We start from the raw sequence: 26,148 nt of genomic DNA on the forward strand, positions 1-26,148 counted from the left end.
CCAGACTAACTTCTGGGGCGGGAGAGGCAAGGCGGCGGACGGGCAAATCGACCGCGAGGCGAATAAGAGCATTTGCCCCATGGAGGCGCAAGCTGAACCTGCACGAAAAAGCGGCATCGCTGCCGGATGACCGTCTGGACGGCAGCGCGCATTTGTGTAGCAATGATCGGGCGATGGGATGCCGTATAACTAGCGATGAATAATGGGCGAACAAACGCCGTTTGACGAAATGTACAATGCGGATGGTACGATCCGCGAGCCCTACAGGGCGCTTTCCGAATGGCTCGCCGAGCAGCCGGACAAGGGCCTTGCCCTGATGCAGGCGGATGCGGAAGCAATCTTTCGAAGGCTCGGCATCACCTTTGCCGTTTATGGCTCGGAAGAGGGGACCGAGAAGGTCATTCCCTTCGATGTCATTCCCCGCATCATTGCTGCCAACGAGTGGCGCAGGCTCTCACGCGGCATCGAACAGCGGGTCAAGGCACTCAACGCCTTCCTTTACGACATCTATCACCGCCAGGAGATCCTCAAGGCAGGGCGTGTCCCCGAAAAGCTCATTCTCAACAACGCCGCCTTCTGCCCGCAGATGATGGGGCTCGAGCCGGCTAAGGGCGTCTATGCCCATATTATCGGCGTCGATATCGTGCGCGTCGGGCCCGACGAATTCTACGTGCTCGAAGACAATCTGCGCACGCCCTCCGGGGTCTCCTACATGCTGGAAGACCGCGAAGCCATGATGCTGCTCGCGCCCGATCTCTTCCACCGCACCAAGGTGGCTCCGGTTGAAACCTACCCCGAAAACCTGCGGCGGACGCTCGAGAGCGTTGCCCCGGACAGTGCGGGGCGTAATCCGGTCATCGCCGTTTTGACGCCGGGGATCTACAATTCAGCCTATTTCGAACATTCGTTTCTTGCCGACCGCATGGGCGCGCAGCTGTGCGAGGGACATGATCTCTTTGTCGATGGCGGCAAGGTTTATATGCGCACGACCACCGGCCCTGAGCGCGTCGACGTCATCTATCGCCGGATCGACGACGATTATCTCGATCCGCTCACCTTCCGCTCCGATTCCATGCTCGGCGTTCCCGGCATTTTCGACGCCTATCGCGCCGGCAACGTTACCCTCGTCAACGCGCCGGGCACCGGCATTGCCGACGACAAGGCGGTTTATACCTACGTGCCCGAGATCATCGAGTTCTATCTCGGCGAAAAGGCGCTGCTCAACAATGTGCCAACCTATAACTGCACCGACGAGGACCAGCGCGCCTGGGTGCTCGAAAACATCGGCGACCTCGTGGTCAAGGAAGTCCACGGTTCGGGTGGTTATGGAATGATGGTTGGTCCCACCTCCACAAAAGCCCAGCACGAGGAGTTCAAGGCCAAGATCAAGGCGCGTCCCGACAACTACATCGTCCAGCCGACCCTCTCGCTTTCGACCTGTCCGACCCATGTCGATGGCGATGTGTCCCCGCGCCATGTCGACCTGCGCCCCTATGTGCTGGTGGGGGGCGACGAAGTGCGTATCACGCCTGGCGGCCTCACGCGCGTCGCGCTGCAAAAGGGCTCGCTGGTGGTCAATTCCTCGCAGGGCGGGGGGACCAAGGATACCTGGGTGCTGGAAGATTGATGATGATGAACAGTGCTCGAAGTATCGCACAGGGACCCCTCACCCTAACCTTCTCCGGGGAGAGGGGCAGGGTGTGTGGCCTTCCGGCTCCTGAAGCGGTGTCCCCATGAGAATGCTCGGACGCACCGCCCAGAACCTTTTCTGGCTCAGCCGCTATGTCGAGCGCGCCGAGAACATGGCCCGCCTGCTCGAGGTTGGCTATCGCATGTCCCTGACCAGCCGGCGCGAGGGGGGGGCGAGCGAGCATCTGATCTCGATGCTGCAGGCGGCGGAAATGGACGAGGCATTTGCCGAGCGTCACGATGTAGCCGATGTCGATACCGTCTCCTATTTCATGATGTTCGACCCTGCCAACCCTTCCTCGGTCCGCTCGTGCCTCGAGGCCGCGCGAACAAATGCGCGCTCGGTGCGCACGGCGATCACCACCGACATGTGGGAAAGCATGAACGGGACCTGGCTCGAATTCTCGCAGATCAAGCCAAGGGACGTGCGGGGCGCCAAGCTGGCCGGGCTTTTGCAATGGGTGCGCCAGTCAAGCCACGAATTCCGCGGCGCCATGCTCGGCACGCTGTTGCGCGACGATGGCTTCTCGTTCCTGCAGGCAGGCAATTTCGTCGAGCGGGCCGACAACACGGCGCGTATTCTCGACATGAAATATTATGTGCTGCTGCCGCGTTCGAGTCTTGTCGGGGGTGAGATCGACATCCAGCAATGGACGCTGATCCTGCGGGCGGCCTCGGCGCACCGTTCTTATGGTCATGTCTACCACGACCGCTACAAGGCCCATAACATCGCCGACTTCCTGATCCTGCGGCCGGAGATGCCGCGCTCGCTGATCTATTGTGCCAATTTCGTGCAGCAGAATCTGGATACGCTCGCCAAACTCTATGGGCGGCGCGAAGCGTGTCACGAAGCAACGGAGAACCTGCTCAAGCTGGTGGACAAGACCAGCATGGACGACATCTTCGCCCATGGCTTGCATGAATTTCTTGACGAGTTCATCGCGCGCAACAATGCTGTCTCCGAGACGCTCTCGGAAAGCTACAACTTCTATTGAGCCATGCGGATCACCATCGAACATCGTTTGACCCTCAACGCTCCGTCCGGCACCAGCCAGGCGATGTTCCACCTTCTTTTGACCCCGCCTTCGGGCCCTGCGCAGACGGTTGAGAGCTGGAGCGTCGAGATGGCCGGGATCGGGCAGGCCGGGCGCTTTGTCGATGGCTTCGGCAACACCGCCCATCTGGTCAATCAGCCGCGGCCGGACGGCGAGATCACCATTGAAGCACGCGGCGTGGTTGCAACGCGGGACACCAATGGCGTCTTGGGACGGCCGCCGGGCGAGCCGGTGCCGGCGCTTTACCGGCGCCTGACCCCACTAACGAAGATAGCGCCGGAGCTTGTCGATGGCCTGAAGCCCACGCGCAGCAATCGGCTGGACCTGTTGCATGGCCTGATGCAGCGCGTGGGAGAAAAGCTGGGCCTGCCCGACGAAGAGGCCGCCCCAGGGCAGACGCAGATGCAGGCTGATGGCGGGCAGGTGCAGAGCCAGCGGCAAGGCGATGGTGCAACCGAGGACAACGCTCGGGCGGACGCTGCCGATTATGCGCACCTCTTTATCGGGGCCGCGCGTGCCCTCGATATTCCCGCGCGCTTCGTCACCGGCTATCGGCTGGTCGATGGGCCCGCGCCATGCAACCTTCACGCCTGGGCCGAAGCCTTCGACGAGAGCCTGGGGTGGATCGGCTTTGACCCGCACCAGCAGATCTGCCCTACCGAGCGCTATGTGCGCTTAGCGGTGGGGCTCGACAAGGATTCGGCGCCTGCCTTGCGCACGGTGCCAGTGGTCGAAATCGCCCAGCGGGCCAAGCTCGCGGTGATCCCTGCGGCTCAGTAAACCTGACGGTAGGTGCCAGGCTCGAAGAACTGCATTTCTTCCCCGCCGCCGGGCACGCGGACAAAGGCGCGGATACAGCCGTTCCAGCGTTCGACCCGCGTTGCATCGACCCCGCGCTGGCGCAGATGCATCATGTCGAAGCTGTTGCGATCCTCATCGGTGTGCTTGCCGATCGAAAAGCCCATCGTGACATGGCCGCGCTCGAAAGCGCCATCGCAAAAGGGCGCAGCCATGGCGCTGCCAGTGAGCAGGACCGCAAAGCCAAGAACGGGTGCGATATGTCGGATCATGAGGGAATCTCCAGGTTTGACTTGATCTGAACGTCAATTGTGGCCTTGCTGTGCCGCAAGCCGCTCCTGCATGCGGATGATCAGCACGACGGCCGGAATGGCGAAGCTGAGCATGAGCAGGCGAATGACGTGGTGGGCAGCGATGAAGGCCGTATCATAGCCAAGCGCAATGCCGAGCGCACCCATGCCTTCAAGAGCGCCGGGCGATAGCCCCAGCCACACCTGACCGAAGGGCATGTCGACCAGCTGCGTCACCCCCAGCGCCATCACGGTTACGATCCCCACAGTCATGGCGGTCGCGATCAGCCCACCCTTTGCCGCAGCAAAGAATTCGGCGCGCGATATGCCGACAAAACGCGCCCCGATCATGGCGCCGGTCAGAACGAAGGTTATGAGAACAAGCGGAGGCGGCATGTCGGCGGTATAGAGCCCGCCGAGCTTGGCAGCCGTTGCCGCGGCCATGGCGCCGAGCACCATACCGGCCGGCACGCGCAGCAGATTGAACAAAAGACCTGCGGCCACGCAGCCCAGCGCCAGCAGGATCAGTTCAAACGGGCCAAGGAACCGGGTGGCCGCGACCACCTCCAAATGGTCGATGGGCAAAAAGGTGGCGCCGAGTGGCACGGCAATAGTCAGCATCAGGATGCGGATCACCTGAATGATGACGATCTGGCGCGCATTGCCGACACCCGTTGCGGCAATGCCCATGACGAAAGACAGGTGCCCGGGAAAGGAGCTGAGATAGGCCGTCCCGGCATCGAGGCCGAAGATGCGGGTCAGCATCCAGCCGGTGGCGGCAACGATGATCACGAGTTCGATGGCAAGAGCGATAAGGCTGATCGGCCAGCTCGAGAGCAGCGAAAGGCTGTCCGGAGCAACGCTTGCGCCCATGGACATGCCAATCAGCACGAAGATGACGTTGCGCAGCCAGTCGGGAATATCGACCGGCACGCCGGCCATGGCTGCGATGGTGACTGCGAGCGCGGCGCCCATCAGCCAGCCGGCCGGCAGGCCGAGCAGTGTGGCAAGAGCGCCGCCGGCAGCGGCAATCAGAACCGTGATGGCCAGCGAAAGCAGCGATTTGAAAGGTGGAAGCGACATGCAACTGTCGGGTGGGCGGAACGGATAGCGTTCAGCTACCGCCTCAGCCCGGCTTTGTCACCCCTTGCTATGCGAGAGCGCGAGATCGGCCGTCACCTGTTTACTGCAGGAGGATGCACGTTCCAGATGCTGTTTTGAAGATGTCCAGCGCGATAAAAGACAATTAGAGAGAATTTTTGCCATAAGTAGATTTTCTGATCTCGTAGTCTAAACCGGTCTGGCAGTGCTGCGGGTCAAGAATATGGCTGGGGTCTGGAAGAATTTTGCCGTTGGCTTTCTCGTCCGCCATTATCGTGCGGTTCTTGGCTGTCTGAGCCTTAGTGTCTTCCTCGCCTTTGCCGGAGCTTGCTTGCTGCGGCCGGTTTATAGCGCCACAGCCCTTCTTCTGCTCGAGCCAGGCGCATCCGAGAGCACGGACACCGCGCGCCTGCTGGCCGAGCTTGAGCTGTTGCGCCAGCCCGTGGTCTATGCCCGGGCGGCCGCGCAGATCGGCTTGCTTGACCGCGACGATCTCTCGATTGCCCTGCGGTTGAGGGATGAGGCGCTGGCATTTTTCCATGTTCCACGCGTCGCCGACGGCATGGCGAGCGTGGAGGAAACGGCGCGAGAAATTACCCGATCGGTCACGGCGGAACGTCTGGGACTGGCCCCGATCATTGCAGTTACGGCGCGCGCCGGGTGTCCGGACGTTGCCGCCGCCATCGCCAATGCCGTTGCCGGAGCGCATCTTGGCTTGCAGCAGGAGGCGCGTTCGGCCGGAGCGCTTCGCCTCGCCGCTCCAGCCCTGCCACCGGCGGAGCGATACGGGCCGGCCGCGATGGAGACGGCATTATGGGGCCTTGGGGCAGGAAGCCTTCTGGTGCTCTTCGGGCTTGTTTTTGCGGCAGGGCCTCTTGGCAGCGTGCGCAGCAAGCAAGCTTTGGCCCGTATCGTCGGCGCGCCTTTCACCCTGGGCCTGCCGCAGCTAGCCAAGCGCTGCAGCGAAGGCGCGAGCCATGCCGATGCTCTCGCCGAAACGCCGGATTCCCCCTTCTGCGAAGGTATCTTGGCCCTCCGCATGACGTTGTCGCGCTCGCTTGCGACGGAGAAGGCAAGCCCGGTGATCGCCGTCACTTCGGCTCAAGTAGGGGAGGGCAAGACCACGACCGCTCTGGCGCTGGCGCGCGCTCTCGACCGTGCCGGTCAACGGGTCCTCCTGATCGACGCGAATGGTGGGTCGGGCGGGCTTCGGCGATGCCTCGATGTGCCTTCGGCCGGGCAAAAGTGGGCAGAGGTGGACGAAGGGACCTTCCTTGCTGCCACTCATCGCGATCCCATCTCGCGGGTGAGCGTGCTGCTCGATCTCGAGCGCCCATCGGCGTCCGGCGGCCGTCGGCGGCTCGCCTCGGTGCTCCGTGCCGCCCGGTTCAGTTTCGATGTGGTTGTTCTCGATATGCCGCCGGCCAGCCGGTCCGCAGATCTTGCCGAACTCATGCCGCAAGTTTCGGCGGCCGTTCTTCTGGCGCGGTGGGGGCGGACGGAACCCGAAAACCTTGCTGAAGCCGCCCACGCCATTCGTGCGGCGCAATCCGGGGTCATCCCCATCATCCCGGTCCTCGCCCAGATGCCCACAGCCATCCAGCGTCGGGTCCGTCGGCAAAGGCCGGCCTATGTAACGGAGTAGCGGCGCCCGCAGGCGCCGCTGGTGCTTGCCGTCAGAACTCGTCCCAATCGGCGGCAATGGCGGCGTTGCCGCTTGTGAGATATTGCGCCTTGGCCGTCTTTGCCTTGAATGGCTGGGCTGCCGGACGGGGTGTGGACAGCGTCTTGACCTGCCGCTCGGCACCGATCCGGAACCCTTCTACGATGGTGTCGAGCTCGTTGGCCCGGGCCTCGGTTTGCTCGATGGCAGCATTGGTTTCTTCCACCAGCGCCGCATTGTGCTGGGTCATCTCGTCCATCTGCCGCACCGCGACCGTGATCTCCTCGATTGCATGGGCTTGCTCGCTGCTTTCGCGCGCGATTTCGGACATCAGGGCGCTGTTGGCGCGCAATGCTTCAAGCATGGCGCCGAGGCGATTGGCGGCGTCGCCCACGAGACGCGCGCCGCCATCGACTTCGCGCGCGCTTTCCTCGATCAGGGCCTTGACCTCGGACGAGGCTTCGGCCGCCGATTGGGCCAGCCGGCGCACTTCCACAGCGACTACCGCAAAGCCCTTGCCTGCTTCGCCGGCGCGCGCGGCTTCCACCGAAGCGTTGAGCGCCAGAAGATTGGTCTGGAAAGCGATGTCGTCGATCATGCCGATGATGTTGGAGATCTTTTCCGAAGCGGTGGTGATCCGGCCCATGGCAACAGTGGCCTCGTTCATCACCGCGCCGCTATCCACCGCCGATCGGGTGACTGCCTCTGCAGTGGTACTCCCCTGACGCGCGCGCTTGGCATTGTCGGTCACGGTGCCGGCAAGCTTTTCCATGGTTGCCGAGGTTTCCTCGATCGTTGCGGCCTGGCGCGTCGTGCGTTCGGAAAGATCGTTCGCCCCGGCAAGGATTTCCCCGGTCGCGACCTTGACCCCGCGCGAGGTGGTGCGCAGGCGCGTCACCACGTCGGTCAGCGTGTCGGCCACCCGGTTCATGTCGGTCTGCAGCTCGAGGAAGGCGCCTTGATGCGAGCCGGTCATGCGCTGGCTGAGATCGGTGTCGGCCAGTGCGGCGAGCACGGCCCCGGCATCGGCAAGGCCCATGCGCACGCTTTCGATCATGGCATTGAAGCTGGCCGTGATGCGCGTGATGTCCTCGTCGTCATAACGGGTGTCGATGGTGCGGCTGAAATCGCCCGCCTTGGCGGCCTCGATCACCTCGGCAAATTCGCGCTGGAAGGCTTCCATGGTGCGGGCGCGCGCCGCGCTGCGCAGGGCCTCCGCCTGCTCGGCGGCGCTCATCGTCGCCATCTTGATGCCATTGTCCTTGAACACCTGCACGGCCTGGGCCATGGCCCCGATTTCGTCGGCGCGATCAGCGCCGGGCACATCGGTGTCGAACTTGCCCTCGGCGAGGTCGCCCATGGCCGCGGTCAGCTTGCCGATCGGGCGCGCCAGCTGCGCAGTACCAAGATAAACGGCAGCGGCCGTGCCGATGGCGATGCCGAGGCCTGCGGTCACGAGCAACAGGGTCTGCATCGTGCGCTCGAAACCCACGAGCTGGGCCTGAATGGCGCGATAATCTTCAAGATCGTCGGCGACGATGGCGTCGATATCGGCCTGGAAGGCCTTGCGGTTCGCGCGATTGTCTTCGGTATTGCCCTGGGCATCGGCGTCAGCGGGAGAAACGTCGCGGCCCAGCCGCGCGGTTTCGGCGCGGAAGGTGCGGAAGGCGACGGCCTTGTTGGCCATGTCCTCGAAGGTCGCCGCGTTTTCCGCTTCGACAAGCGGACGCCATTCGGCGATCACCCGGTCAATATCGTCGAGCCGTGCCATGATGCCACTGGCGAACTGGGCAGCCTGTTCGGTGCCGGGCGCTGCATAGATGCCGCGCGCTTCCATCACCACGGCGGTCACCAGACGGTTCATGCTTTCGCCGAAAAGAGCGCGCTTGGACGAATTGTCGAGACGCTGGATCTGGTGGTCATACTCGTCCACCACATAAAGACTGATGCCGGTGATGAGCGCTGCGACGACGCCCATTATGCCGACGATCGATAAAACCTTGCTGCGAATACGCATGCCATATCACCTAATGACCCCGACCAAGTATTCGGCCGGACTTACTGCCTTTTCTGACTTGCCTCAGAGTCTTAGGGCGCGCTCTGCTTGCAAATCGTCAGGCTTACTGCGGCAATATGCTTGTTTTCCACTTAATGCATGGTGAAGGGTCTCTAAACCTGCCTCAATGTTAGGCACCATAAGCAGGGTGAGCCAACGCTTTCTTAAGTGCTGCGACATGTTTACGGTCGGTCTCGCGCCGGTCCGGGCTGACGAAGCCGAGGCGCGCTGCGGCCTCGCTCCCTGGCTGCGCCGGTACCGAACACGATCCATGCACCGCTTCGAGTGCGACGCGCGGCAGGATCCTGAGCACGGTGTGCGCATTGATGCCGGCTCCGGCCATGACGACGATGCGGCCAGCAGCGTGGCGATGCATCTTTTCGAGATCGGCAAGCCCTTCAAGCGCGGAGGCTGCCCGGCCCGACGTCAGGATCGTGTCAAAGCCGAGTGCCACGGCCTGATCCACGGCCTGCTCGATATCGGGAACGAGATCAAAGGCGCGGTGAAGGGTGCGTTTGAGCCCCTGGCTCGTCTCGGCAAGATGGCGCAGGAGATCGAGATCGAGCGTGCCATCAGGCCGGCTGGCGCCGAGCACCACGCCCTCGATCCCTGCTTCGCGTGCAGCCTTGATATCAGCACGCATCAGTTCGGCATCGGCCGGCGAGAACACGAAATCGCCCGCCCGTGGCCGGATCATGGCGCGGGCCGTTGCGCCCCGCTCCCGGGCGAGGGAGAGGAGGCCGGCGCTGGGCGTGAGGCCACCCAGTTCGAGACTTGAGCAAAGCTCGATCCGGTCGGCGCCGCCGGCCAGGGCAGCGTCGAGCCCGGCAGCCGTATCGACGCACACTTCAAGAAGGATCATGACACCGGCTCCATCAGGCCCAGCGCCGCAGCGCCAACCAGGCCGGCATCCGCCGTCAACTGCGCAGGGACCACAAGCGGCCGGTCGATGCGCCGGAGAATGAGCGGACGCACAGCCTCGTCGAGCCTTGCGATCAGGGCCGCGCTATTGGCTAGTCCGCCGCCGACCGGGATGATGTCGGGGCCAACGATGTTGACGACCAGAGCCAGCGGCCGGGCCACCAGTTCGACAAAGAGGGCGATGGTTTCCCCGGCCGCCGCATCCCCCGCGCTCCAGGCCTCGACAATGGCGGTGCTGGCCAGATCGTCGCCATGAATATGGGCATGGAGGCGTTCGAGCCCGCGCGCTCCGCCCACCGTGTCGAGGCACCCGTTGAGACCGCAGCCGCAGGGAAAATGCGGCAGCTCGAACGGGCGATTGGCAGTTTTTGTTGCTACGATCGTGCCGTGCCCCCATTCCCCGCCAAGTCCTGCAGCGCCGGGATGCAACCGGCCATCCACCACGAGCCCACCCCCGACGCCCGTGCCCAGAATGACGCCAAACACTACGCGATGGCCGCGTCCGGCGCCGGCAGACGCTTCGGCCAGAACAAAGCAATCGCCGTCATTGGCGACATGAACCTGTGCCTTGAGGCGGGAAGCGAGATCATCGGCGAGACGGCGTCCGTCAATGCAGGGAATATTGGCGCAGCGCACGAGCCCAGTGTCCGGATCGACGACACCGGTGATGGAGATGGCGACCGGTGCCCCCGGTGCCGCTCCCCCCCTTTCGACCAGTTCTCCTATCGCTGCGGCGAAAGCTTCGAAATCGTCGCGTGGTGTGGGCAATCGGCCCAAGTGAATGAGCGCGTCGGGTGCGCTGGCGGTTGCCGCCTTGATGGTCGTGCCGCCGATATCGAAAGAGGTGATCATGTGAGCCCGATGGAAAATATCGCCCGAGACTATCTTCTCCTGCCGCCACCGGCCAGTTCCTGCCTGTCGCCCCAGCGCTTTCCCACATCCGGCTTTCTTGCCTCGGGACCGGGAAAATGGCTAAGGGTGCATGATGATCTCAAACAAAGGCCCTGCGGTGAAACCAGTCGCGATTATCGGTGGTGGACCGGCAGGCCTCATGGCTGCCGAGGTGCTGGCTGAGGCGGGGCAGCGCGTCATCGTCTTTGACGCCATGCCCAGCGTCGGACGCAAATTCCTGATGGCGGGCAAGTCCGGTCTCAACATCACCCATGCCGAAGAGCACGCCGCGCTTCTCGACCGGTTCGGGCTGGCTCGTCCGGCGCTGGCCGCCGCGCTTGATGCTTTCACCGGTTCCGACATCCGGGCCTGGTGCGATGGATTGGGGATCGAGACCTTCGTCGGCTCGTCGGGTCGTGTTTTTCCCCGGTCGATGAAAGGGTCGCCACTGCTGCGCGCCTGGCTTGCGCGGCTGGCCGGACGGGGCGTCGAGATCCGGACGCGACACCGCTGGACCGGTATTTCCGGCGAGAGGCTGACCTTTGCGACGCAAGCCGGCCCGGTCGAGCACGATGTTTCGGCTGTGCTCCTCGCGCTTGGCGGCGCGAGCTGGCCGCGCCTCGGGTCGGATGCTGCCTGGGTGCCGATCCTTGAGCGTGCGGGCGTGCCCATCTCGCCGTTCCGACCGGCCAATTGCGGTTTCGAGGTCGATTGGAGCCCGGTCTTTGCCGAGCGGTTTGCCGGCATGCCGGTCAAGGCGGTGACGGCAACGGCTGGAGATGGTGCCTCGGCGGGCGAGTTCGTCGTCACCCAATGGGGGATGGAGGGGAGCCTTGTTTACGCCCATTCCGCTGCACTCCGCGATCGGCTCGCCCAAATGGGCACCGCGGCGTTGACGCTCGATCTCATGCCCGGCCGCAGCCATGAACGGCTCCATGCCGATCTGTCACGCCAGCCGGCCAAACTCAGCCTCTCCAATCGCCTGCGCAAGGGCGCGGGGCTCGACCCGGTCAAAATAGGACTCCTGCGCGAAATGGCCGGCGATCTCGCCCGGCACGATGAGGGGCAATTGGCCCGGGCGATCAAAGCCCTGCCGCTCCGGGTGAAGCAGCCGCGCCCCCTTGCCGAAGCCATTTCCTCGGCCGGGGGCCTCGCGCTCGATGCCATGGACGACCGCTATATGATCAAGGCCATGCCCGGGTTTTTCGCGGCCGGTGAAATGCTCGACTGGGAAGCTCCGACCGGCGGCTATCTTTTAACCGCGTGCCTTGCAACGGGCCGGGCCGCGGCCCGCGGCCTTCTCGCCTATCTCGAGACCTCGGACTAGATACAGGCGCTGGCAAAGGTCGCGGGGAAAAATGTGAGCACTCCGGCCGCCAGCGCTGCCCGATTGGCCCAGAGCGCGGAGAGCGCCAGCACGCTCGCCGGCTCGCCTTCCGCCCGAACCTTGATCAGCGAGAGCCAGGCCAGTGGAGCCAGCGTTACTATATAGGCCGCGATCAGAATGGCGCGATGGGCAGGCCAATCATAGGCGCAGCCGAGCGCCTGCAGCCCATAAAGCAGCACGAAGCCGAAGGACCAGGCGGTGAAGCCTGCGATCAACAGAATGAGGGCACGGCGATCTCCGGCGCTCATAGAATGCCTCCCAGCAGCAGCGCCATGGCCGCGCCGAACACCGCCGTTATCCCGGCATAGCCGTTCCATAGAAAGGCCAGTTCCGGGTCGGTTGCGCGCCGAGCCGAGACATAGCCCTGATGCTTGCGCCAGAGCGCGTGGCCCGCGATTACGGCGCCGATGGCACTATGAAGCGCACAATAGCCCAGGGTGACGAAGGCGATGGCGATGCTCGCATGCGCGGTCGGATTGCCCATGCCCGCCATGATCGCAAGAAAGGCCGCTGTGGCAATCCCTTGCGCGAGCACGGCTCCCGCAAGACCGCCCGTCACCGCGCCTCCGGCCCGATTGGTCGCGCGCGCGAAAAAGGCCGACGCTCCGCCAGCTACGGCCGCAAGCACGGCAAGGATCGAGAGCCAGACCGGCACGAGCGGCGCCGGAGCGCTGTCCCAATTGGGCGCGACCACGATCAGGAACAGGCCGCCAAAAAGCAGCGAGGAGAAGAGGGTCGCATTGGTGACAAGGGCGGTGCGATTGGCAAGAATTGCAGCATTGCTGGTGCTTTCGGCATCAAACGGCGCTGTTTCCCCGCGACCGATCGGCACCGGTCCCTGGTCTTCGCGGAACCCAAGCGAGGCGGGCCAGAGAAGAATCAGCCCGGTCACGAGGAGAGCGAAGAAGGGCGCCAGCCAATAGTGGCCCAGCAGCAGGGAAACGAAGAAACCGCCCGTCGCCAGAGCCGTCCAGAGCGGCAGATAGGTCCGGCGCGGCAGGATCACGATGTGCTCGATCACGCCCGTCATCATGTCGACCGCCAGGGTTTCCTGCTGGTTGTTGCGGGCAAAGCCGAGATAGCCCTCGCCGCTGGCGAGAACCGGGCCGAGCGGCGCGGGTTCGATGGCGTCGGCGCGCATGTCGACCCGGGGCAGGGAGGCGAAATTGTAATCTGTCGGTGGCGTCGGCATGGCCCATTCGAGGGTCTGGGCGCGCCAGGGGTCGCGGCGGAAGCGGCGCCCGAAACGGAACTGCAGGATCATGTCCACCAGTACCAGTGAAAAACCCATGGTGAGAATGAAGCCACCCACCGATGACAGGAGGTTCAGCCAGTCCCAACCCCAGTTGGAGGGATAGGTCGAAATGCGCCGCGGCATGCCCATCAACCCCGTCAGGTGCATCAGGAAAAACGTTACGTTGAACCCGATGAAGATCAGCCAGAAGGCCGGGATCGAGAGCCGGTAAACGCTCTGCCGCCCCGTGATATGCGGCAGCCAATGGTAAAGGCCGGCCAGCATGGGAAAGACGAAGCCTCCCACCAGCACATAGTGAAGATGGGCCACCACGAAATAGCTGTCATGGGCCTGGGTGTTGAAGGGCACCATGGCCAGCATCACCCCGGTCAAGCCCCCGATCACGAACACGAAGAAGAAGCCGAAGACGTAGAGCATGGGAATGTCCCAGCGCGGCCGGCCGGAAGCGAGGGTCCCGATCCAGGCAAAGATCTGGATCGCGGTGGGGATCGCCACGAGCGCGCTTGCCGCCGAAAAGAAGGCGAGCGCCAGATGGGGGATGCCCACGGTGAACATATGGTGCACCCAGAGCCCGAAGCTGAGAAAGCCCATGGCGACGATAGCCGCGATGATGGCGCGATATCCCAGGATCTGGCGCTGTGCAAAGACCGGGATGATGGTCGAGAGCACGCCGGCGGCAGGCAGGAAGATGATATAAACCTCGGGATGGCCGAACAGCCAGAAGAGGTGCTGCCAGAGGAGGGAATCGCCGCCCCGGGTTGGATCGAAAAACGGCAGGTCGAACGCGCGTTCGAGTTCGAGCAGGATCGAGCCCAGGATCAACGGTGGAAAGCCGACGATCATCATGCCGGCCGTCACCAGCATATACCAGGCCATCAGCGGCATGCGCGCCAGCGACATGCCCGGTGCGCGCAGCTTGAGAATGGAAACGAAGATTTCGATGGCCGCGGTGACAGCCGAAATCTCCACAAAGGTAATGCCGAGCAGCCACACATCGGCATTGATGCCGGCCGTGTAGGGCCGCGAGGAGAGCGGGGTATACATGAACCACCCGCTATCGGGCGCAACCCCGGCCAGCATGGCGATCACCAGGATGCTGCCGCCGAAAAAATAGCACCAGAAGCCATAGGCGGTGACCCGCGGAAAGGCGAGGTCGCGCGCGCCCAGCAGCTTGGGCAGCATATAGATGGCAAAGCCCTCGAGCATGGGAATGGCAAACAGGAACATCATCACCGTGCCATGCATGGTGAAGATCTGGTTGTAGATTTCGGGGCCGACAAAGGCGCTGTGCGGCGTTGCCAGCTGCGCCCGGATCAGCATGGACAAAAAGCCGCCGATCGCAAAGAAGATCAGCGCCAGGAGCATGAAGCGCTTGCCCAGAATGGTGTGGTTGACGCTTGAAAGCCGCGCGATGCCGGGCGGCGTCTTCCAGATGGTCTCAAGATCCTTGTGCAGGCGAACGGGGCTCGGTTTGCCGGTCATCGTGCCTCCCCCCCAAAGCGGGCTGCGAAGTCTTCGGCACTATGCACCTCGACGCGGAAACGCATGATGTCGTGGCCGATGCCGCAATATTCCGCGCATTGGCCCCAATAGATTCCAGGCCGGTCCGCTTCCAGGCGGATGGTATTGGTGTGGCCGGGTATGGCGTCGATCTTGCCGCCAAGCCGCGGCACCCAGAAGGCGTGGATCACGTCCTCGGTGGTTACGAGAATGTCGACCGGCTGACCAGCAGGCATATGCAGAACGTCTCCAGCTTGGGTGGTGCCGCCAGGATAGGAGAAGGTCCAGTTCCAGCGCGCGGCATGCGCTTCGATGGTCACCGGGGTCCGCCCATGCGGCAGCAATTGCTCGCCCAGGACGAGCGCCGTGCCGGTGAGCAGCACCAGAACCGGAATAGGCAGGACGAGCCCGCCGCCGACTATCCACTGGGTAGGGGTGATGCGCGAAATCCAGCCTGTACGGATATAGGCAAGGGCAAAAAGCACCATGACCAGCGCGAAGAGCAGAATCGAGCCGAACAGCATGATCCACCAGAGCGTCGCCAGATTCGCCGCGCGCGGGCCCGCAGGATCAAGCGTCGACAGATCGCCACTGCAACCCGCCAGAAGCGGCAGCGTTGCGCAAAGAGCAACGCTTTTCTCAAGGGGGCCAGAACGATGACCGATGCGGCGCAAGCCAGCGAAGAAGCCGAAATCCGCGACGAGGAAACCCCGCCCGAAATCCGGTCGGATCATCCCAATCCCCAGATCCGCGATGTCGCGCAACAGGATGTAGGGTCGGCCATTGCCGTGGCGGGTCATCCGATCCACGCCATGATGGTGCATTTCCCCATCGCCTTTGTCATTGCCACCTTGGGCCTCGATATTTTCTACTGGTGGACGGCCGATCCCTTTTGGGTCGAGGTCAGCGTCTGGTCGGCGGGCGCAGCTTTCGTGTTCGGCGTTCTGGCGGCCATAGCCGGCACGCTCGAACTGCTGGCCGTGCCGGGCATCCGCGTGCGGGTCGCAAGCTGGAACCATGCGGTCGCCGCCATGGTGCTGCTGGCGATCGCGGCGGCCAATGCCGGGCTGCGCATCAATTTCCCCGAACAGGTTCTGCCCAACGGACTCATGCTCTCCTTCCTGTGCAGCCTCGCGACTGCTTTTGCCGGCTGGCATGGGGGCAAGCTGGTGCTCGATCATGGCATCGGCCTCATGATATCCAGCCGTCAGTAAGCGAGCTGGCGATTTCCCGCAGAGCCCCTGGTGCAAGCAATTGCGTCAGGGGCTCTGGCCATTGCAGCTCCGGTTTACCCAGCACGAGCACGAGGATTGCGGTCACGACCGCAGTGGTCGCCGGCAGCATCACGAAGAAGCGCTCGGTGTGAAAGCGCCCGGTGCGTTCGAAGATCCTGAGGATCGCGAGACCGGAAAAGATATGAATGCCCGTCATGGCCGCGACGGCGAGCAGCTTGGCGGAAAACCAGTTGGCATAGGTCTCCTGGAGCAGGATCAGCGCGGTGCCGGTGCCGATCGCGACAAAGGCGCTGGGGGAAACGAAGCGGATATAGAAGGCGCGGGTGAACGAGTGGAGCCGATAAAGCTCGCCATCGCGCAATCCGGGCCTCTCGCGATAAAGAAATGGCAGGGCGATCAGACCGGCCGACCATAGGGCGATCGAGGCGACATGGAAGAATTTGAGCCAGACAACGATCATTGGGCGCTGGTCTTTGCTTGAGGCCCAAGCCCAGCCAGCAACCGCCAGAGTACCAGCGCCAGAAGCGGCAGATTGGCTGGTACCCACATGACGAGACCGCCCAGTTGCTGGTCATCGACCGGGGAGAGGCCAAAGGGGAATGTGGTTGTCAGATGCGGCAAATAGAGCGGATCGGGCGCAAAAACGAGAAGCGCGCCCAGAAAGCCCATCTGGATAGCGCTGGTAAGCGCGGTAATCCCGGCGGCGAGCGTAGCCCTGCTGTGCAGGAGACCGAGCCAGAGCCAGGTGAAGCTGGCCAGCAGCGAGAGCTGCATGGCCCAATAGATCGCCGGATGCGCAAAGGCTGCAGTATAAAGGTCGGGACTATGCCAGAGCCAGAGCGCGATGGTGGATGCGGAAAGCGGCAGCAGGAGATTGCGGGTTTGCCCCCACCTTGCGGGCAGCGCCAGGGCAAGTAGCGGCGCCACGCCCATGGTCAAAAGCACATGATGGGTGACGCGGCCCGAGAACAGCGCGACGGTCAGGGCGCAAAGAGGGGAAACAAAGAGCATCGCAGCAAAGAGCCAGGCAGCGGCAAAAGCGAGTTTGCGCTTGCCCGTCGCTTTACGCAGCAGATGCAGTCCGAGACCGCCGGCTCCCGCCAGGGCAGTCAGCAGGATGGGATCCAAATTCCAGCGTGCCCAGATCGTGTCCGGCAGCGGCGGCTGGCCGCAATAGCTCATGGCGAAGGAAAAGCCTGTAACCGGGTCCATATCCAGTCCGTTCGGGGGGGCGGCAAAGAAAAGGCCGCCATCTTCGCGTGAAAATGGCGGCCCTCGTTCTTAGGGCTGTGGATCGCCTTCGCCAGCCTCGGCGGGGCCGCCAGGCAGGGCGTAGGCGATGAAGTAGTCGCCTATCGGCGTTTCCATGAAGTCGTGGCCACCGGCATTGATGACGACGATCTGGCGACCCTGGGCCTCATAGGTCATGGGGCCTGCTTGTCCACCTGCGGGCAGCGCTACGCTCCACACCTCTTCGCCCGTTTCGATATCGATGGCACGGAAGAGGTCATCCGTGGTTGCAGCGATAAAGAACAGGCCCGACGCCGTGATCACGCCGCCACCATTGTTCGGTGTGCCGATTTCGACCGGCAGCATGGATGGGATGCCGAAGGGGCCATTCTTGCGCGCCGAGCCGAAAGGACGGTCCCAGAGCACCTCACGGGTATTGAGATCGATCGCTGCGATCCCGCCATAGGGTGGCTGGGAACAGAGCAGGCCCGTGAACGGCACGCGCCAGCCGGCATTGACGCGAATGCCATAGGGTGCGCCAGCCTGGGGGCTGAGCGAGCCGTGCGAACCGCCACCGGCCGAAGAATCATAGTCGGGATCGGTGATCGGCAACACGCCTGCTGCATCGACTTCTTCGCGCGGCACGAGCTGGTTGTAGTTTGGCATGTTGTTGTAGTTGGAGATCATGATGCCCTTTTCGGCATCGATCGCTACGCCACCCCAATCGACGCCGCCATTATAGCCGGGGAACTGGATCCAGGGCTGGTCGACCGTAGGCGGAGTATAGACGCCGTCATAAGCGGCCTGGCGGAACTGGATCCGGCACCAGAGCTGGTCGAGCGGGGTTGCGCCCCACATCTGCTTTTCGGTGATGGTGGGCTTGAGCAGATTGGGGAAGTCCGTGACATAGGGCTGGGTCGGGGACAGGCGCTCCGGCTCGACGCCGCCCGTGGGTGCCGGACGTTCTTCGATCGTCACCAGCGGCTCGCCGGTTTCCCGGTTGAGAATGTAGAACTGTGCCTGCTTGGAAGGCATGATGATCGCCGGGACAGGACCCTCAGGGGTGGGGAAGTCCACCAGGCTGCCCTGGCCGCCGAGATCGTAGTCCCACACGTCGTAGTGCACCGTCTGGTAGTGCCAGACGACTTCGCCGGTTTCCACATCGAGCGCCACAATGGCGGTGGAATAGGTGTTTTCTTCCTCCGAGCGGTCGCCGCCCCAGTAGTCGACGGCCGAATTGCCCATGGGCAGGTAAACCATGCCCAGATCGTCATCGCCTGACATGATTGTCCAGACATTGGGCGTACCCGGCGTATAGACCTCTCCTTCAGGCGGCAGACCCGTTTCGCCGGGACGGCCCATGTCCCAGGCCCATTCCAGTTCACCGGTGACGGCGTTGAATCCACGGATCACGCCAGACGGAGCTTCACGCTGCTGTCCGTCGCTGACCTGGCTGCCGACCACAAGCACGTCCCGCACGAGCGTCGGGGGAGAAGTGGGGGCATAAAAGCCTGGGGCGCTGTCGCCGATCCCCACCATGAGGTTGACGATGCCACCCTGGCCGAAATCGGGACAAAGCTGCCCAGTCTCGGTATCGAGCGCGATCATGCGTGCGTCATGGGTCAGGTTGACCGTACGCGTTGCGCACAGTTCACCCTGTTCGGCGGTTGGATCTTCGAAATAGACGAGACCACGGCACGAAGCGTTGTAGCCGATCGCATCGGTCGGGGTCTGGGGATCATAGGTCCAGTGCTCGGCACCTGTTGCCGCATCGAGCGCCGAGATCTTGTTCAGCGCCGAGCAAAGGAAGAGCCGGTCGCCGACCTTGACCGGCGTGTTCTGGTTGCCGAAAGGCTCGTCGTCCTCGGGCAGATCGCCTGTGCGGAATTCCCAGATCTGTTCGAGCTGCCCGACATTTTCGGGAGTGATCTGGTTCAGCGGGGAATAGCGCGCTGCCCGATGCGTGCCGCCATAGGCGGGCCAGTCCGCGCCGGTCTGGAGCGAGACATAGGTGGGACCGGCAGGCACTTCCGGCGTTTCAGGCTCGGCTTCGGGAGCTTCTTCCGCAGGCTCGATGGGGGGCAGCGGGGTTGCGTCCTCGGCAGGAGGCGTCGTCTCGGGGGCGGGCTCGATCACCGATGTTCCGGGCGTGCCGAGCGGGGCGTTGGGCTGTTCCGCAGGAGGTTGCGGAGTGGCCGGTTCGCCAGCCGTGCCCGGCGTGGCGCTATCGGGTGCGGGGGAGGGTGTTTCCTGGGCAATGGTGGAATTGACGCTGTTTTGCGCCACGGCCATGGCGCCGATCGCGCCAAAGGCGGTGATCGCGGCAGCGACAGCTCCCGAGCCGATGCGACGGGAGGTGCCGCGAAGGACCGGCAGGGTCAGGAGCATCAAAAGCAGAATGACGGTCGGCGCGATAAGGCGTGGCACTTGGGCCCAGCCATCGAATCCCACTTCCCAGAGTGCCCAGATGACGGTGCCCACATAGGTCAGCAGGTAAGCCCAAAAAGCCAGGATTTCACGGCGAAAGAGGTACCATGCGGTAACAAGAAGGCCGATGCCTGCAAAAAGGTAGTACCAGGAGCCGCCCAAGGCGATCAGCCAGGCGCCGCCGGCGGCGATGGGCAGGCCGAAAACCAGCAACACCACCCCCACAAACATGGCCCACCAAAAGCCTAGCCCCCTATGTCGTGTTGCGGATGTGGTGTGTTCGGCCATGTCGCCCTCCAGTTAGTCTGGAGCGCAACGCCTCGGAGCCGCCACAGTTCCGCCATGGTGGCCTTTTTCTCGCGCCTAGCGATAGCCGGCGGCTTGCAATTCGAAAAGCTCGGCATAACGCCCCTGCCGCGCCACAAGTTCCTCATGCGTGCCGGCTTCGAGAATTGCGCCGTGTTCGAGCACGAGGATGCGGTCGGCCATGCGCACGGTCGAGAAGCGATGGGAGATGATCACGGCGGTCTTGCCGCTTGCCAGCCCCTTGAAGCGGGCGAAAACTTCGGCTTCGGCTTTGGCATCGAGCGCTGCGGTCGGTTCATCGAGAATGATCAGTTCGGCATCGCGCATGTAGGATCGGGCAATGGCAATCTTCTGCCATTCCCCGCCCGAGAGATCGCGCCCCTGCTTGAAGAGGCGGCCCAGCTGCTGATCGTAGCCGCGCGGCAGGCGCCGGATCACGCCATCGGCAAGGCTCTGCTCGGCGGCCAGATCGATCCGGGCCTGATCGGCGCCATCCTCGATCCGTCCGACTCCGATATTGTCGCGCGCGGTGAAGCTGTAGCGGATGAAGTCCTGAAAGATGACACCGAGATGGGCATGGATATCGCCCGGCGCCATGTCCCTGAGGTCGGTGCCATCCACCGTGATGCGCCCTTCGCTTGGGTCATAAAGCCGGGCGAGCAGTTTCACGATCGTGGTCTTGCCCGCCCCGTTTTCGCCCACCAGCGCCAGCGTCTCTCCGGCGGCCAGCGTAAAACTGAGGTTGCGGATCACCCAACCATCCGTCTCGGGATAGCGGAAGCCGACATTTTCGAACCGGATTCCTTGCCTGATAGGCGAGGGAAACGGCTTGGGCTGTGCTGGCGCCAGCACAGTGGGTTCGATCTCGAAAAAGGAAAAGAGATCGTCAAGATACATAGATTGGCCCGCAATCTGGGTGAAGCCAAGGAGGATCTTCTGGAAGAGGCCATTCAGCCGCAGAAACGAGCCCGAAAGAAAAGCCAGATCGCCGATGGTGAATTCACCCGTCACCGTGCGCCACACGATAAAGGCATAGGCCGCGTAATAGGCAAGGGTCGCGATGGCAGCGAACACGGCACCCCAGCTATTGCGCAGAATGGCGATGCGGCGGTTTTCAAGGAAAATCCCCTGCGCCAGCCGGCGAAACCGCTCGATTAGAAAGCTGCCGAGACCAAAGAGCTTGATTTCCTTGGCTGTTTCGGCGCTGGCCCCGATGTAACGCAGATATTCGAGCTCCCGCCGCTCCGGGGTGCGCCAGCGGCTGACCATATAGGCCATGGTGTTGAAGCGCGTTTCGCCCCAGATCGATGGAATGAAGCTAAGCGGCAGGAGCAGGATCAGCCACGGTGCATAAACGAAGAGACCCGCGGCCAGCGTGAGCACGGTGATCATGTCCTGCGCCTGGCCAAAGAGCTGGCTCAAAAGCGCATTGCGCCCCGCTGCCTGCCGGCGGGCGCGCTCCAGCCGGTCTTGATATTCGGCGCTTTCGAAATGCATGAGATCAAGGCGCGCGGCGTGGGCCATCAGCTCGACGCTGACCTGGTTGGAATGCAGTTCCGAAAGAATGGAATCGACCAGCCCCGTCGCCCGGCCGATCACGTCATTGACGAGGACCAGCCCGAGTTCGAGCAGCAGGTAAAGCGCTATGGTGTTGAGAAGCCCGGCTTCCCACCAGTCGATCACGCCCGGCCCCGGCGCTGCGACCCCGCTGAGATAGACCACCTCGTCGACGATGAGCTTTGCCGCATAAAGCACGGCGATCGGCTGCAGCGCCGCGATCAGCCGCAACCCGATGCTGGCGGCAGTCAGCCCAGGACTGGTGCGCCAGATCTGCTGGATCAAGCGGCCCAGATGCCTGAGATTGTCCAGCCGCTGCCTGAATGTGGGTGCGCCATCCGGCGTGGGGGGCGGCCTGCGGCCTGGTAGATCGGTCATGGCGTCATTCTATCGTCAGGCTAAGTGGCCGGGAACAGGGGGGGCGGTGTTTAGGCAGAAGTCGTACCCCCACCTAACCTCCCCCTCCAGAAGGGGGGGACAGATCGAGTTTGCCTCGAGCCACCGGCAGATCCCTCCTCCTTCTGGAGGGGGCTAGGAGGGGGTGCACTGTGACAAGTGACACCCCCAGCAACCCCCACCATCCGCCGCGCGTTCCGCCCGCCATTGAGGAGGATACCATGCTCAAAGACAAAGACAGCGCCGCCATTGTCGCGGTCAAGGATATCGAACGCGCCAAGCGTTTCTACCGCGATGTACTCGAGCTCGATCTGGTTGCCGACAACGATCAGGTGCTTGAGTTTCGCACCGGTGCTACCACGCTCGTGGTCTACGTTTCCGAGTTCGCCGGAACCAACAAGGCCAATGCCGTGGTCTGGGGCGTGGGCGATGATCTCGAAGCCATCGTTTCACGCCTGCGGGACAAGGGGGTCCAGTTCGAGCAGTTCGACGGCATGGAATATAGCGAGGGCATTCACCGAGCCGGCGATTTCCGCATGGTCTGGTTCAGGGATCCCGACGGCAATTTCCTTCATCTCAACAGCATGTAGTCAGTCGAGATTACGCAGAAAACCTGCAAGGTCGCTCGTGACATAGTGCACATGTGGGCCTGTCGAGCGCCCGATTTCCCACGGCTCCACCTGGTCGTGGGTGAAGTCCTCGCCGGCCACGACCTGGACTGTTGCCATGCCCATTTCATGCGGCACGACGAGGTTCTTTTCCAAATCGTCGAACATGATGGCGCGCTGCGGGTCGATGTCATGATGCTTGAAAAAACCTTCATAGGCCTGCCGGTGCGGCTTGGGCACGAAGGTCATCGAGCGGATGTCGTAGACATTCTCGAAAAGGTTTGCATCCCCCAGCCGTCCGAGCACCGAGCGGGCATGGCCGGTATCGCCGTTGGTCAGGATGAACTTGCGGCCGGGCAGGGCGCGAATGGCTGCCATCAGGTCCGGATGCGCCGCAACGGGAGAATAGTCGATGGCGTGGACGGTGTTGAGGAAATGATCGGGGTCGATTTCATGCCGATGCATCAGGCCGTTCAGCGTCGTCCCGAAATCCCGGTAATAAGTCTTCTGAAGGAGCCGCGCCTCTTCGAATTCAAGCCGGGTGACATCCATCACATAGCTCGTGATGAGCCGGTCGATCTGGGCAAACAGATTGCATTCGCGCGGGTAAAGGGTGTTGTCGAGATCGAACACCCAGTCGGTAATATGGCTAAGGCTGGTCATGGCCGGAGAATGCCAGAAAAAACCGGGAAATGCATGAGGGAAGCTTCGGGCGCGCCGAACTGATAGCGCTTGCCGCCCCTGACCCTAACCCTCTCCCCGGAGAGGCGCGGGCCTTCATCTCGAAAAAACAGGCCCTCCCAACCGGAAGGGCCTGCCAGAATTTTACTGGTTCGCCGTGATCGACAGGCCCAGCGCCGAAATCAATCCGGCCGGGTTAGCGGCAGCGGCGCTCAGCACCAGAAGCGTTGTCGGGGTTGCAGGACGCACGGCGATCTCGAAGCTCTGGGGGTCGTCGAGGAAGGCGTTGATGGCGGGTATGGCCATGTCGGTCAGGGCTGGAATGCCGGCCTGGCCGATCATCTGCGGCGCCATGGCCTTGAGGCCTTCGACGAACTGGGCGCGGTCGGCGCCGGACTGGGCGGCGAACAGGTCGAGCAGCTTGCCGGCAAGCGAGTCGTCATCGTAGCGCACGCTGGCGCTGGTCAGGGTCAGGGCCTGCAGCAGTTCCATGCCCACCATCATCTGCTGGGCCTGCGCTTCTTCGCTCGTCAAGTCGATCGTGGGGCTCTGCATGGCAGCGACCTTATCGAGCACCTGCGGGGTGAACCCGCTGATATCGGCCGTGATATCGAGCGCGCCGACTTCGTCGAAGTCGAACAGGAACTCCTCGATAACCAGGTGGCCGTCGGTCATGTCCCAGGTCATGATCTGCGAGATGCTGCCATTGATCTGGGTTAGCCCGAGCGCTTCGATCACCGGACCGGCTTCCGGGTCTTCCTCGGCCATGGTCTGCAGATTGGCCGAAATGCCGGCGACATCAAAGGTCGAAGCGATGTCGATCAGGGTGTCGGCATCGTCATAGGTGAACTCATTGACGGCCGAGATGGACTGGATGGAGAAGAAATCTTCGCCGTCGCGCGTCACTGTCAGGGGCCCGGTGGTGATCGAACCCACGGATTCAAGAAGCGCCAGGTTGTTGATGGCGTCGGCCGGCGGCAGATAGATGTCGTTTGCCTCGACATCGGTCATGGTCAGGTGGCCGACCGGATCCTGGGCGAATTCGGTGTCGATATCGGGAATGGTCAGGCTCTCGGCAGTGAAGCCGCCATCCTCGGTTTCCGCCACACCGGAAAAGGTCAGGGTGGTGTCGATCGTCCAGCTCTCGTCTTCCAGACCAAGCAGGGAAACCGTGGCGCCATCGACCGTGACGGTGTCGCCCTCAAGCGTTGCGGGACCAAAGGTGATGTTGTAGCCACCCACCTCATAGACCGCGGCGATCCGGTCGACGAAGGTCTGCGCATCGAGCGCCATGGCCGGCTGCATCATTGCCAGAGTGGCAAGGCCAGTGGCCAGCATCAGGCTGCGGCTGGTGGTCGAACTCATCATGGTCTGCGTCTTCCTTGATGTTGTGAAGGTGCGCCGGGCATGTGCTGGCGCCGTCCCCCTGTGATTGCCCTTGGGCGTGGATTGCAACTGATAGCGGCGGAATTGCGTCCGAGCATAGAGAGCCTATGTATCGCCCACATGTCGAACTCACCCCACCCGAATGGGTTCAATGCGCTTCGAGAAATAGTTGATAGGCGGGATTTTTCGTCTCATCCCAATAGGGAAACCCTATGGCATCAATATGGGCGTGGAAGTCGGCCCGGGTGCTTTCGGGCACCTCGACGCCCACCAGAACCCGACCATAATCGGCACCATGATTGCGGTAGTGAAACAGCGAAATGTTCCACCCATCGTTGAGCCCTTCGAGAAACTTGAGAAGGGCTCCGGGCCGTTCGGGGAACTGGAAGCGGAACACCATTTCCCCCGAGAGGCCGCTGACCCGTCCGCCCACCATGTGCCGCGCGTGCAGCTTGGCAACCTCGTTGTCGGTCATGTCGATGACGGCAAGCCCGTTCAAGCGCAGGGTCTCTATGATCTCGTGCTTCTCCCGGTCGCCCTCGACAAGCTTGATGCCGACAAAGATATGGGCTTGGCTGCCCGGAGCGTAGCGGTAGTTGAATTCGGTGATCGCACGGCGGCCGAGCAGGCGGATGAAGGCGCGATAGCTGCCCGGGCGTTCGGGAATGGTCACGCCCAGCAGCGCTTCGGCCCTTTCGCCGATTTCGGCGCGTTCGGACACATAGCGCAGGCGATCGAAATTGACATTGGCGCCTGAATTGATCGCGATAAGCGGCCCCGCTGGCGCCGTGCCGCTTTCGATATCGCGCCTTAATCCGGCAAGGGCGAGGGCGCCCGCCGGCTCGGCAATGGCGCGCTGATCGTCGAAGATATCCTTGATCGCAGCGCAGATCTCGTCGGCCGAAACGGTGACGATGTCATCGAGCAGATCCCGGCAAAGCCGGAAGGTTTCCTCGCCCACCTGGCGCACCGCGACGCCATCGGCAAAAAGCCCAACCTGGTCGAGCGGCACCGGATGACCCGCCGCGATGGCTGCCTTCATGCTCGCAGCCTCTTCGGGTTCGACCCCGATCACCCGGATCTCGGGTCTCAAAAACTTGACGAAGCTGGCGATCCCCGCTGCCAGCCCGCCTCCGCCGATCGGCACATAGATGGCCCCGATCTCCCCCGGATGCTGGCGCATCAGCTCGAGCCCCACCGTGCCCTGACCCGCGATCACGTCGGGATCGTCGAAGGGATGCACGAACACATAGCCATGCCGCTCGGCCAGGGCGGTCGCATGCACCCGCGCCGAATCGAAATTGTCGCCGAACAGCACGACCTCGCCCCCGAGCCGCCGCACCGCATCGCTCTTGATCGCCGGTGTCGTCGTCGGCATCACGACGATGGCGCGGATGCCGAGCCGGGTTGCCGAAAGCGCCACCCCTTGAGCGTGATTGCCCGCCGAAGCGCAGATCACGCCAGCCGCGCGCTCATCGGGCGAAAGCTGGCTCATGCGATTGTGCGCGCCGCGAATCTTGAAGGAAAAGACCGGCTGCAGATCCTCCCGCTTGAGCAGGATCGGCCGCCCCAGGCGCGAGGACAGCAGCCGCATCGGATCGAGCGGGGTCTGCTCGGCCACCTCGTAGACGGAGGAGGTGAGGATCTTGCGCACATAATCGGTCATGGAAGGCTCCCGCGGTTAGGGGTGGTGGACGCCTGCTGACAGAAAATGTC

22 protein-coding genes are annotated in these 26,148 nt (G+C 63.0%); 7 read left to right on the top strand and 15 right to left on the bottom strand.

The window, feature by feature from the left end:
* Positions 1–202: 202 nt before the first annotated feature.
* From BM364_RS02255 to BM364_RS02265, 3 genes are all read left to right on the top strand, one after another.
* Entirely contained in the window at positions 203–1,627 is a 1,425-nt protein-coding gene (locus BM364_RS02255) for a circularly permuted type 2 ATP-grasp protein (RefSeq protein WP_092420350.1), read from the top strand.
* Positions 1,628–1,733: 106 nt separating this feature from the next.
* Positions 1,734–2,684, top strand: a complete 951-nt coding sequence (locus BM364_RS02260; protein ID WP_244542743.1) for an alpha-E domain-containing protein — start codon at positions 1,734–1,736, stop codon at positions 2,682–2,684.
* A 3-nt stretch (positions 2,685–2,687) separates the two neighbouring features.
* Positions 2,688–3,524 carry a transglutaminase family protein gene (locus BM364_RS02265; protein WP_092420356.1) on the top strand — a complete coding sequence of 279 codons (837 nt, stop codon included), beginning with the start codon at positions 2,688–2,690 and terminating at the stop codon, positions 3,522–3,524.
* On the opposite strand, the gene BM364_RS02270 is transcribed toward BM364_RS02265, so the two are convergent.
* Together BM364_RS02270 and BM364_RS02275 are read right to left on the bottom strand one after the other, a co-directional pair.
* A complete protein-coding gene (locus tag BM364_RS02270; RefSeq protein WP_092420359.1) occupies positions 3,518–3,814 on the bottom strand; it encodes a hypothetical protein in 297 nt (98 codons plus the stop codon). The two genes, BM364_RS02265 and BM364_RS02270, sit on opposite strands and share 7 nt — an antisense overlap.
* A 33-nt stretch (positions 3,815–3,847) precedes the next feature.
* A complete protein-coding gene (locus tag BM364_RS02275) occupies positions 3,848–4,915 on the bottom strand; it encodes an AbrB family transcriptional regulator (RefSeq protein ID WP_092420362.1) in 1,068 nt (355 codons plus the stop codon).
* Positions 4,916–5,156: 241 nt separating this feature from the next.
* On the opposite strand from BM364_RS02275, the gene BM364_RS02280 reads away from it, so the two are divergent.
* Positions 5,157–6,578, top strand: a complete 1,422-nt coding sequence (locus BM364_RS02280) for a nucleotide-binding protein (protein WP_139232457.1) — start codon at positions 5,157–5,159, stop codon at positions 6,576–6,578.
* Between the two features lie 31 nt (positions 6,579–6,609).
* Here BM364_RS02280 and BM364_RS02285 read toward each other — a convergent pair whose 3' ends face one another.
* The 3 genes from BM364_RS02285 to BM364_RS02295 all read right to left on the bottom strand — a co-directional run bounded on the left by BM364_RS02285 (position 6,610) and on the right by BM364_RS02295 (position 10,425).
* On the bottom strand, positions 6,610–8,613 hold the full coding sequence (locus tag BM364_RS02285; protein ID WP_092420368.1) for a methyl-accepting chemotaxis protein: 2,004 nt from the start codon (positions 8,611–8,613) through the stop codon (positions 6,610–6,612).
* 169 nt (positions 8,614–8,782) lie between these two features.
* Entirely contained in the window at positions 8,783–9,514 is a 732-nt protein-coding gene (locus BM364_RS02290) for a copper homeostasis protein CutC (protein ID WP_092420371.1), read from the bottom strand.
* Positions 9,511–10,425, bottom strand: coding sequence for an ROK family protein (locus tag BM364_RS02295; RefSeq protein WP_092420374.1), 915 nt, complete (start codon positions 10,423–10,425; stop codon positions 9,511–9,513). The genes BM364_RS02290 and BM364_RS02295 overlap by 4 nt, the downstream gene beginning before the upstream one ends.
* Before the next feature lie 130 nt (positions 10,426–10,555).
* Here BM364_RS02295 and BM364_RS02300 point away from each other — a divergent pair, with 130 nt between their 5' ends.
* Entirely contained in the window at positions 10,556–11,791 is a 1,236-nt protein-coding gene (locus tag BM364_RS02300; protein WP_244542744.1) for a TIGR03862 family flavoprotein, read from the top strand.
* Here the strand turns inward: BM364_RS02300 and BM364_RS02305 are convergent.
* The 3 genes from BM364_RS02305 to coxB are packed head-to-tail and all read right to left on the bottom strand — an operon-like array spanning position 11,788 to position 15,280.
* Entirely contained in the window at positions 11,788–12,099 is a 312-nt protein-coding gene (locus tag BM364_RS02305) for a hypothetical protein (RefSeq protein WP_092420377.1), read from the bottom strand. The genes BM364_RS02300 and BM364_RS02305 overlap by 4 nt on opposite strands.
* Positions 12,096–14,588, bottom strand: a complete 2,493-nt coding sequence (gene ctaD / locus BM364_RS02310) for a cytochrome c oxidase subunit I (protein ID WP_092420380.1) — start codon at positions 14,586–14,588, stop codon at positions 12,096–12,098. The genes BM364_RS02305 and ctaD overlap by 4 nt, the downstream gene beginning before the upstream one ends.
* Entirely contained in the window at positions 14,585–15,280 is a 696-nt protein-coding gene (coxB, locus tag BM364_RS02315; RefSeq protein ID WP_342028834.1) for a cytochrome c oxidase subunit II, read from the bottom strand. Before coxB ends, ctaD begins: the two co-directional genes overlap by 4 nt.
* On the opposite strand from coxB, the gene BM364_RS02320 reads away from it, so the two are divergent.
* Positions 15,263–15,820 carry a DUF2231 domain-containing protein gene (locus BM364_RS02320; RefSeq protein WP_092420386.1) on the top strand — a complete coding sequence of 186 codons (558 nt, stop codon included), beginning with the start codon at positions 15,263–15,265 and terminating at the stop codon, positions 15,818–15,820. The genes coxB and BM364_RS02320 overlap by 18 nt on opposite strands.
* On the opposite strand, the gene BM364_RS02325 is transcribed toward BM364_RS02320, so the two are convergent.
* The 4 genes from BM364_RS02325 to BM364_RS02340 all read right to left on the bottom strand — a co-directional run bounded on the left by BM364_RS02325 (position 15,798) and on the right by BM364_RS02340 (position 21,739).
* The gene (locus tag BM364_RS02325; RefSeq protein ID WP_092420389.1) at positions 15,798–16,301 is read right to left on the bottom strand and encodes a CopD family protein; all 504 of its coding nucleotides are present in this window, start codon (positions 16,299–16,301) and stop codon (positions 15,798–15,800) included. The genes BM364_RS02320 and BM364_RS02325 overlap by 23 nt on opposite strands.
* On the bottom strand, positions 16,298–17,053 hold the full coding sequence (locus BM364_RS02330) for a cytochrome c oxidase assembly protein (protein WP_244542745.1): 756 nt from the start codon (positions 17,051–17,053) through the stop codon (positions 16,298–16,300). The genes BM364_RS02325 and BM364_RS02330 overlap by 4 nt, the downstream gene beginning before the upstream one ends.
* A 69-nt stretch (positions 17,054–17,122) precedes the next feature.
* A complete protein-coding gene (locus tag BM364_RS02335) occupies positions 17,123–19,786 on the bottom strand; it encodes an outer membrane protein assembly factor BamB family protein (RefSeq protein ID WP_244542746.1) in 2,664 nt (887 codons plus the stop codon).
* 75 nt (positions 19,787–19,861) lie between these two features.
* Complete coding sequence (locus BM364_RS02340) at positions 19,862–21,739, bottom strand: ABC transporter ATP-binding protein (RefSeq protein WP_092420394.1); 1,878 nt, start codon at positions 21,737–21,739, stop codon at positions 19,862–19,864.
* A gap of 239 nt (positions 21,740–21,978) precedes the next feature.
* Here BM364_RS02340 and BM364_RS02345 point away from each other — a divergent pair, with 239 nt between their 5' ends.
* Positions 21,979–22,347 (top strand): VOC family protein, encoded by a 369-nt coding sequence (locus tag BM364_RS02345; protein WP_092420397.1) that lies wholly within the window; start codon positions 21,979–21,981, stop codon positions 22,345–22,347.
* Here the strand turns inward: BM364_RS02345 and BM364_RS02350 are convergent, their stop codons facing one another.
* The 3 genes from BM364_RS02350 to ilvA form a co-directional block, all read right to left on the bottom strand.
* Positions 22,348–23,028 (bottom strand): pyrimidine 5'-nucleotidase, encoded by a 681-nt coding sequence (locus BM364_RS02350; protein WP_092420399.1) that lies wholly within the window; start codon positions 23,026–23,028, stop codon positions 22,348–22,350. It abuts the gene before it with no gap.
* 162 nt (positions 23,029–23,190) lie between these two features.
* Positions 23,191–24,414 (bottom strand): hypothetical protein, encoded by a 1,224-nt coding sequence (locus BM364_RS02355; RefSeq protein ID WP_092420402.1) that lies wholly within the window; start codon positions 24,412–24,414, stop codon positions 23,191–23,193.
* Between the two features lie 166 nt (positions 24,415–24,580).
* Positions 24,581–26,098: a threonine ammonia-lyase, biosynthetic gene (gene ilvA / locus BM364_RS02360; protein ID WP_092420405.1), complete on the bottom strand. Its 1,518-nt coding sequence runs from the start codon at positions 26,096–26,098 to the stop codon at positions 24,581–24,583.
* Positions 26,099–26,148: the final 50 nt, after the last annotated feature.

Source organism: Devosia crocina (genome assembly GCF_900116545.1).
GTDB lineage: Bacteria > Pseudomonadota > Alphaproteobacteria > Rhizobiales > Devosiaceae > Devosia > Devosia crocina.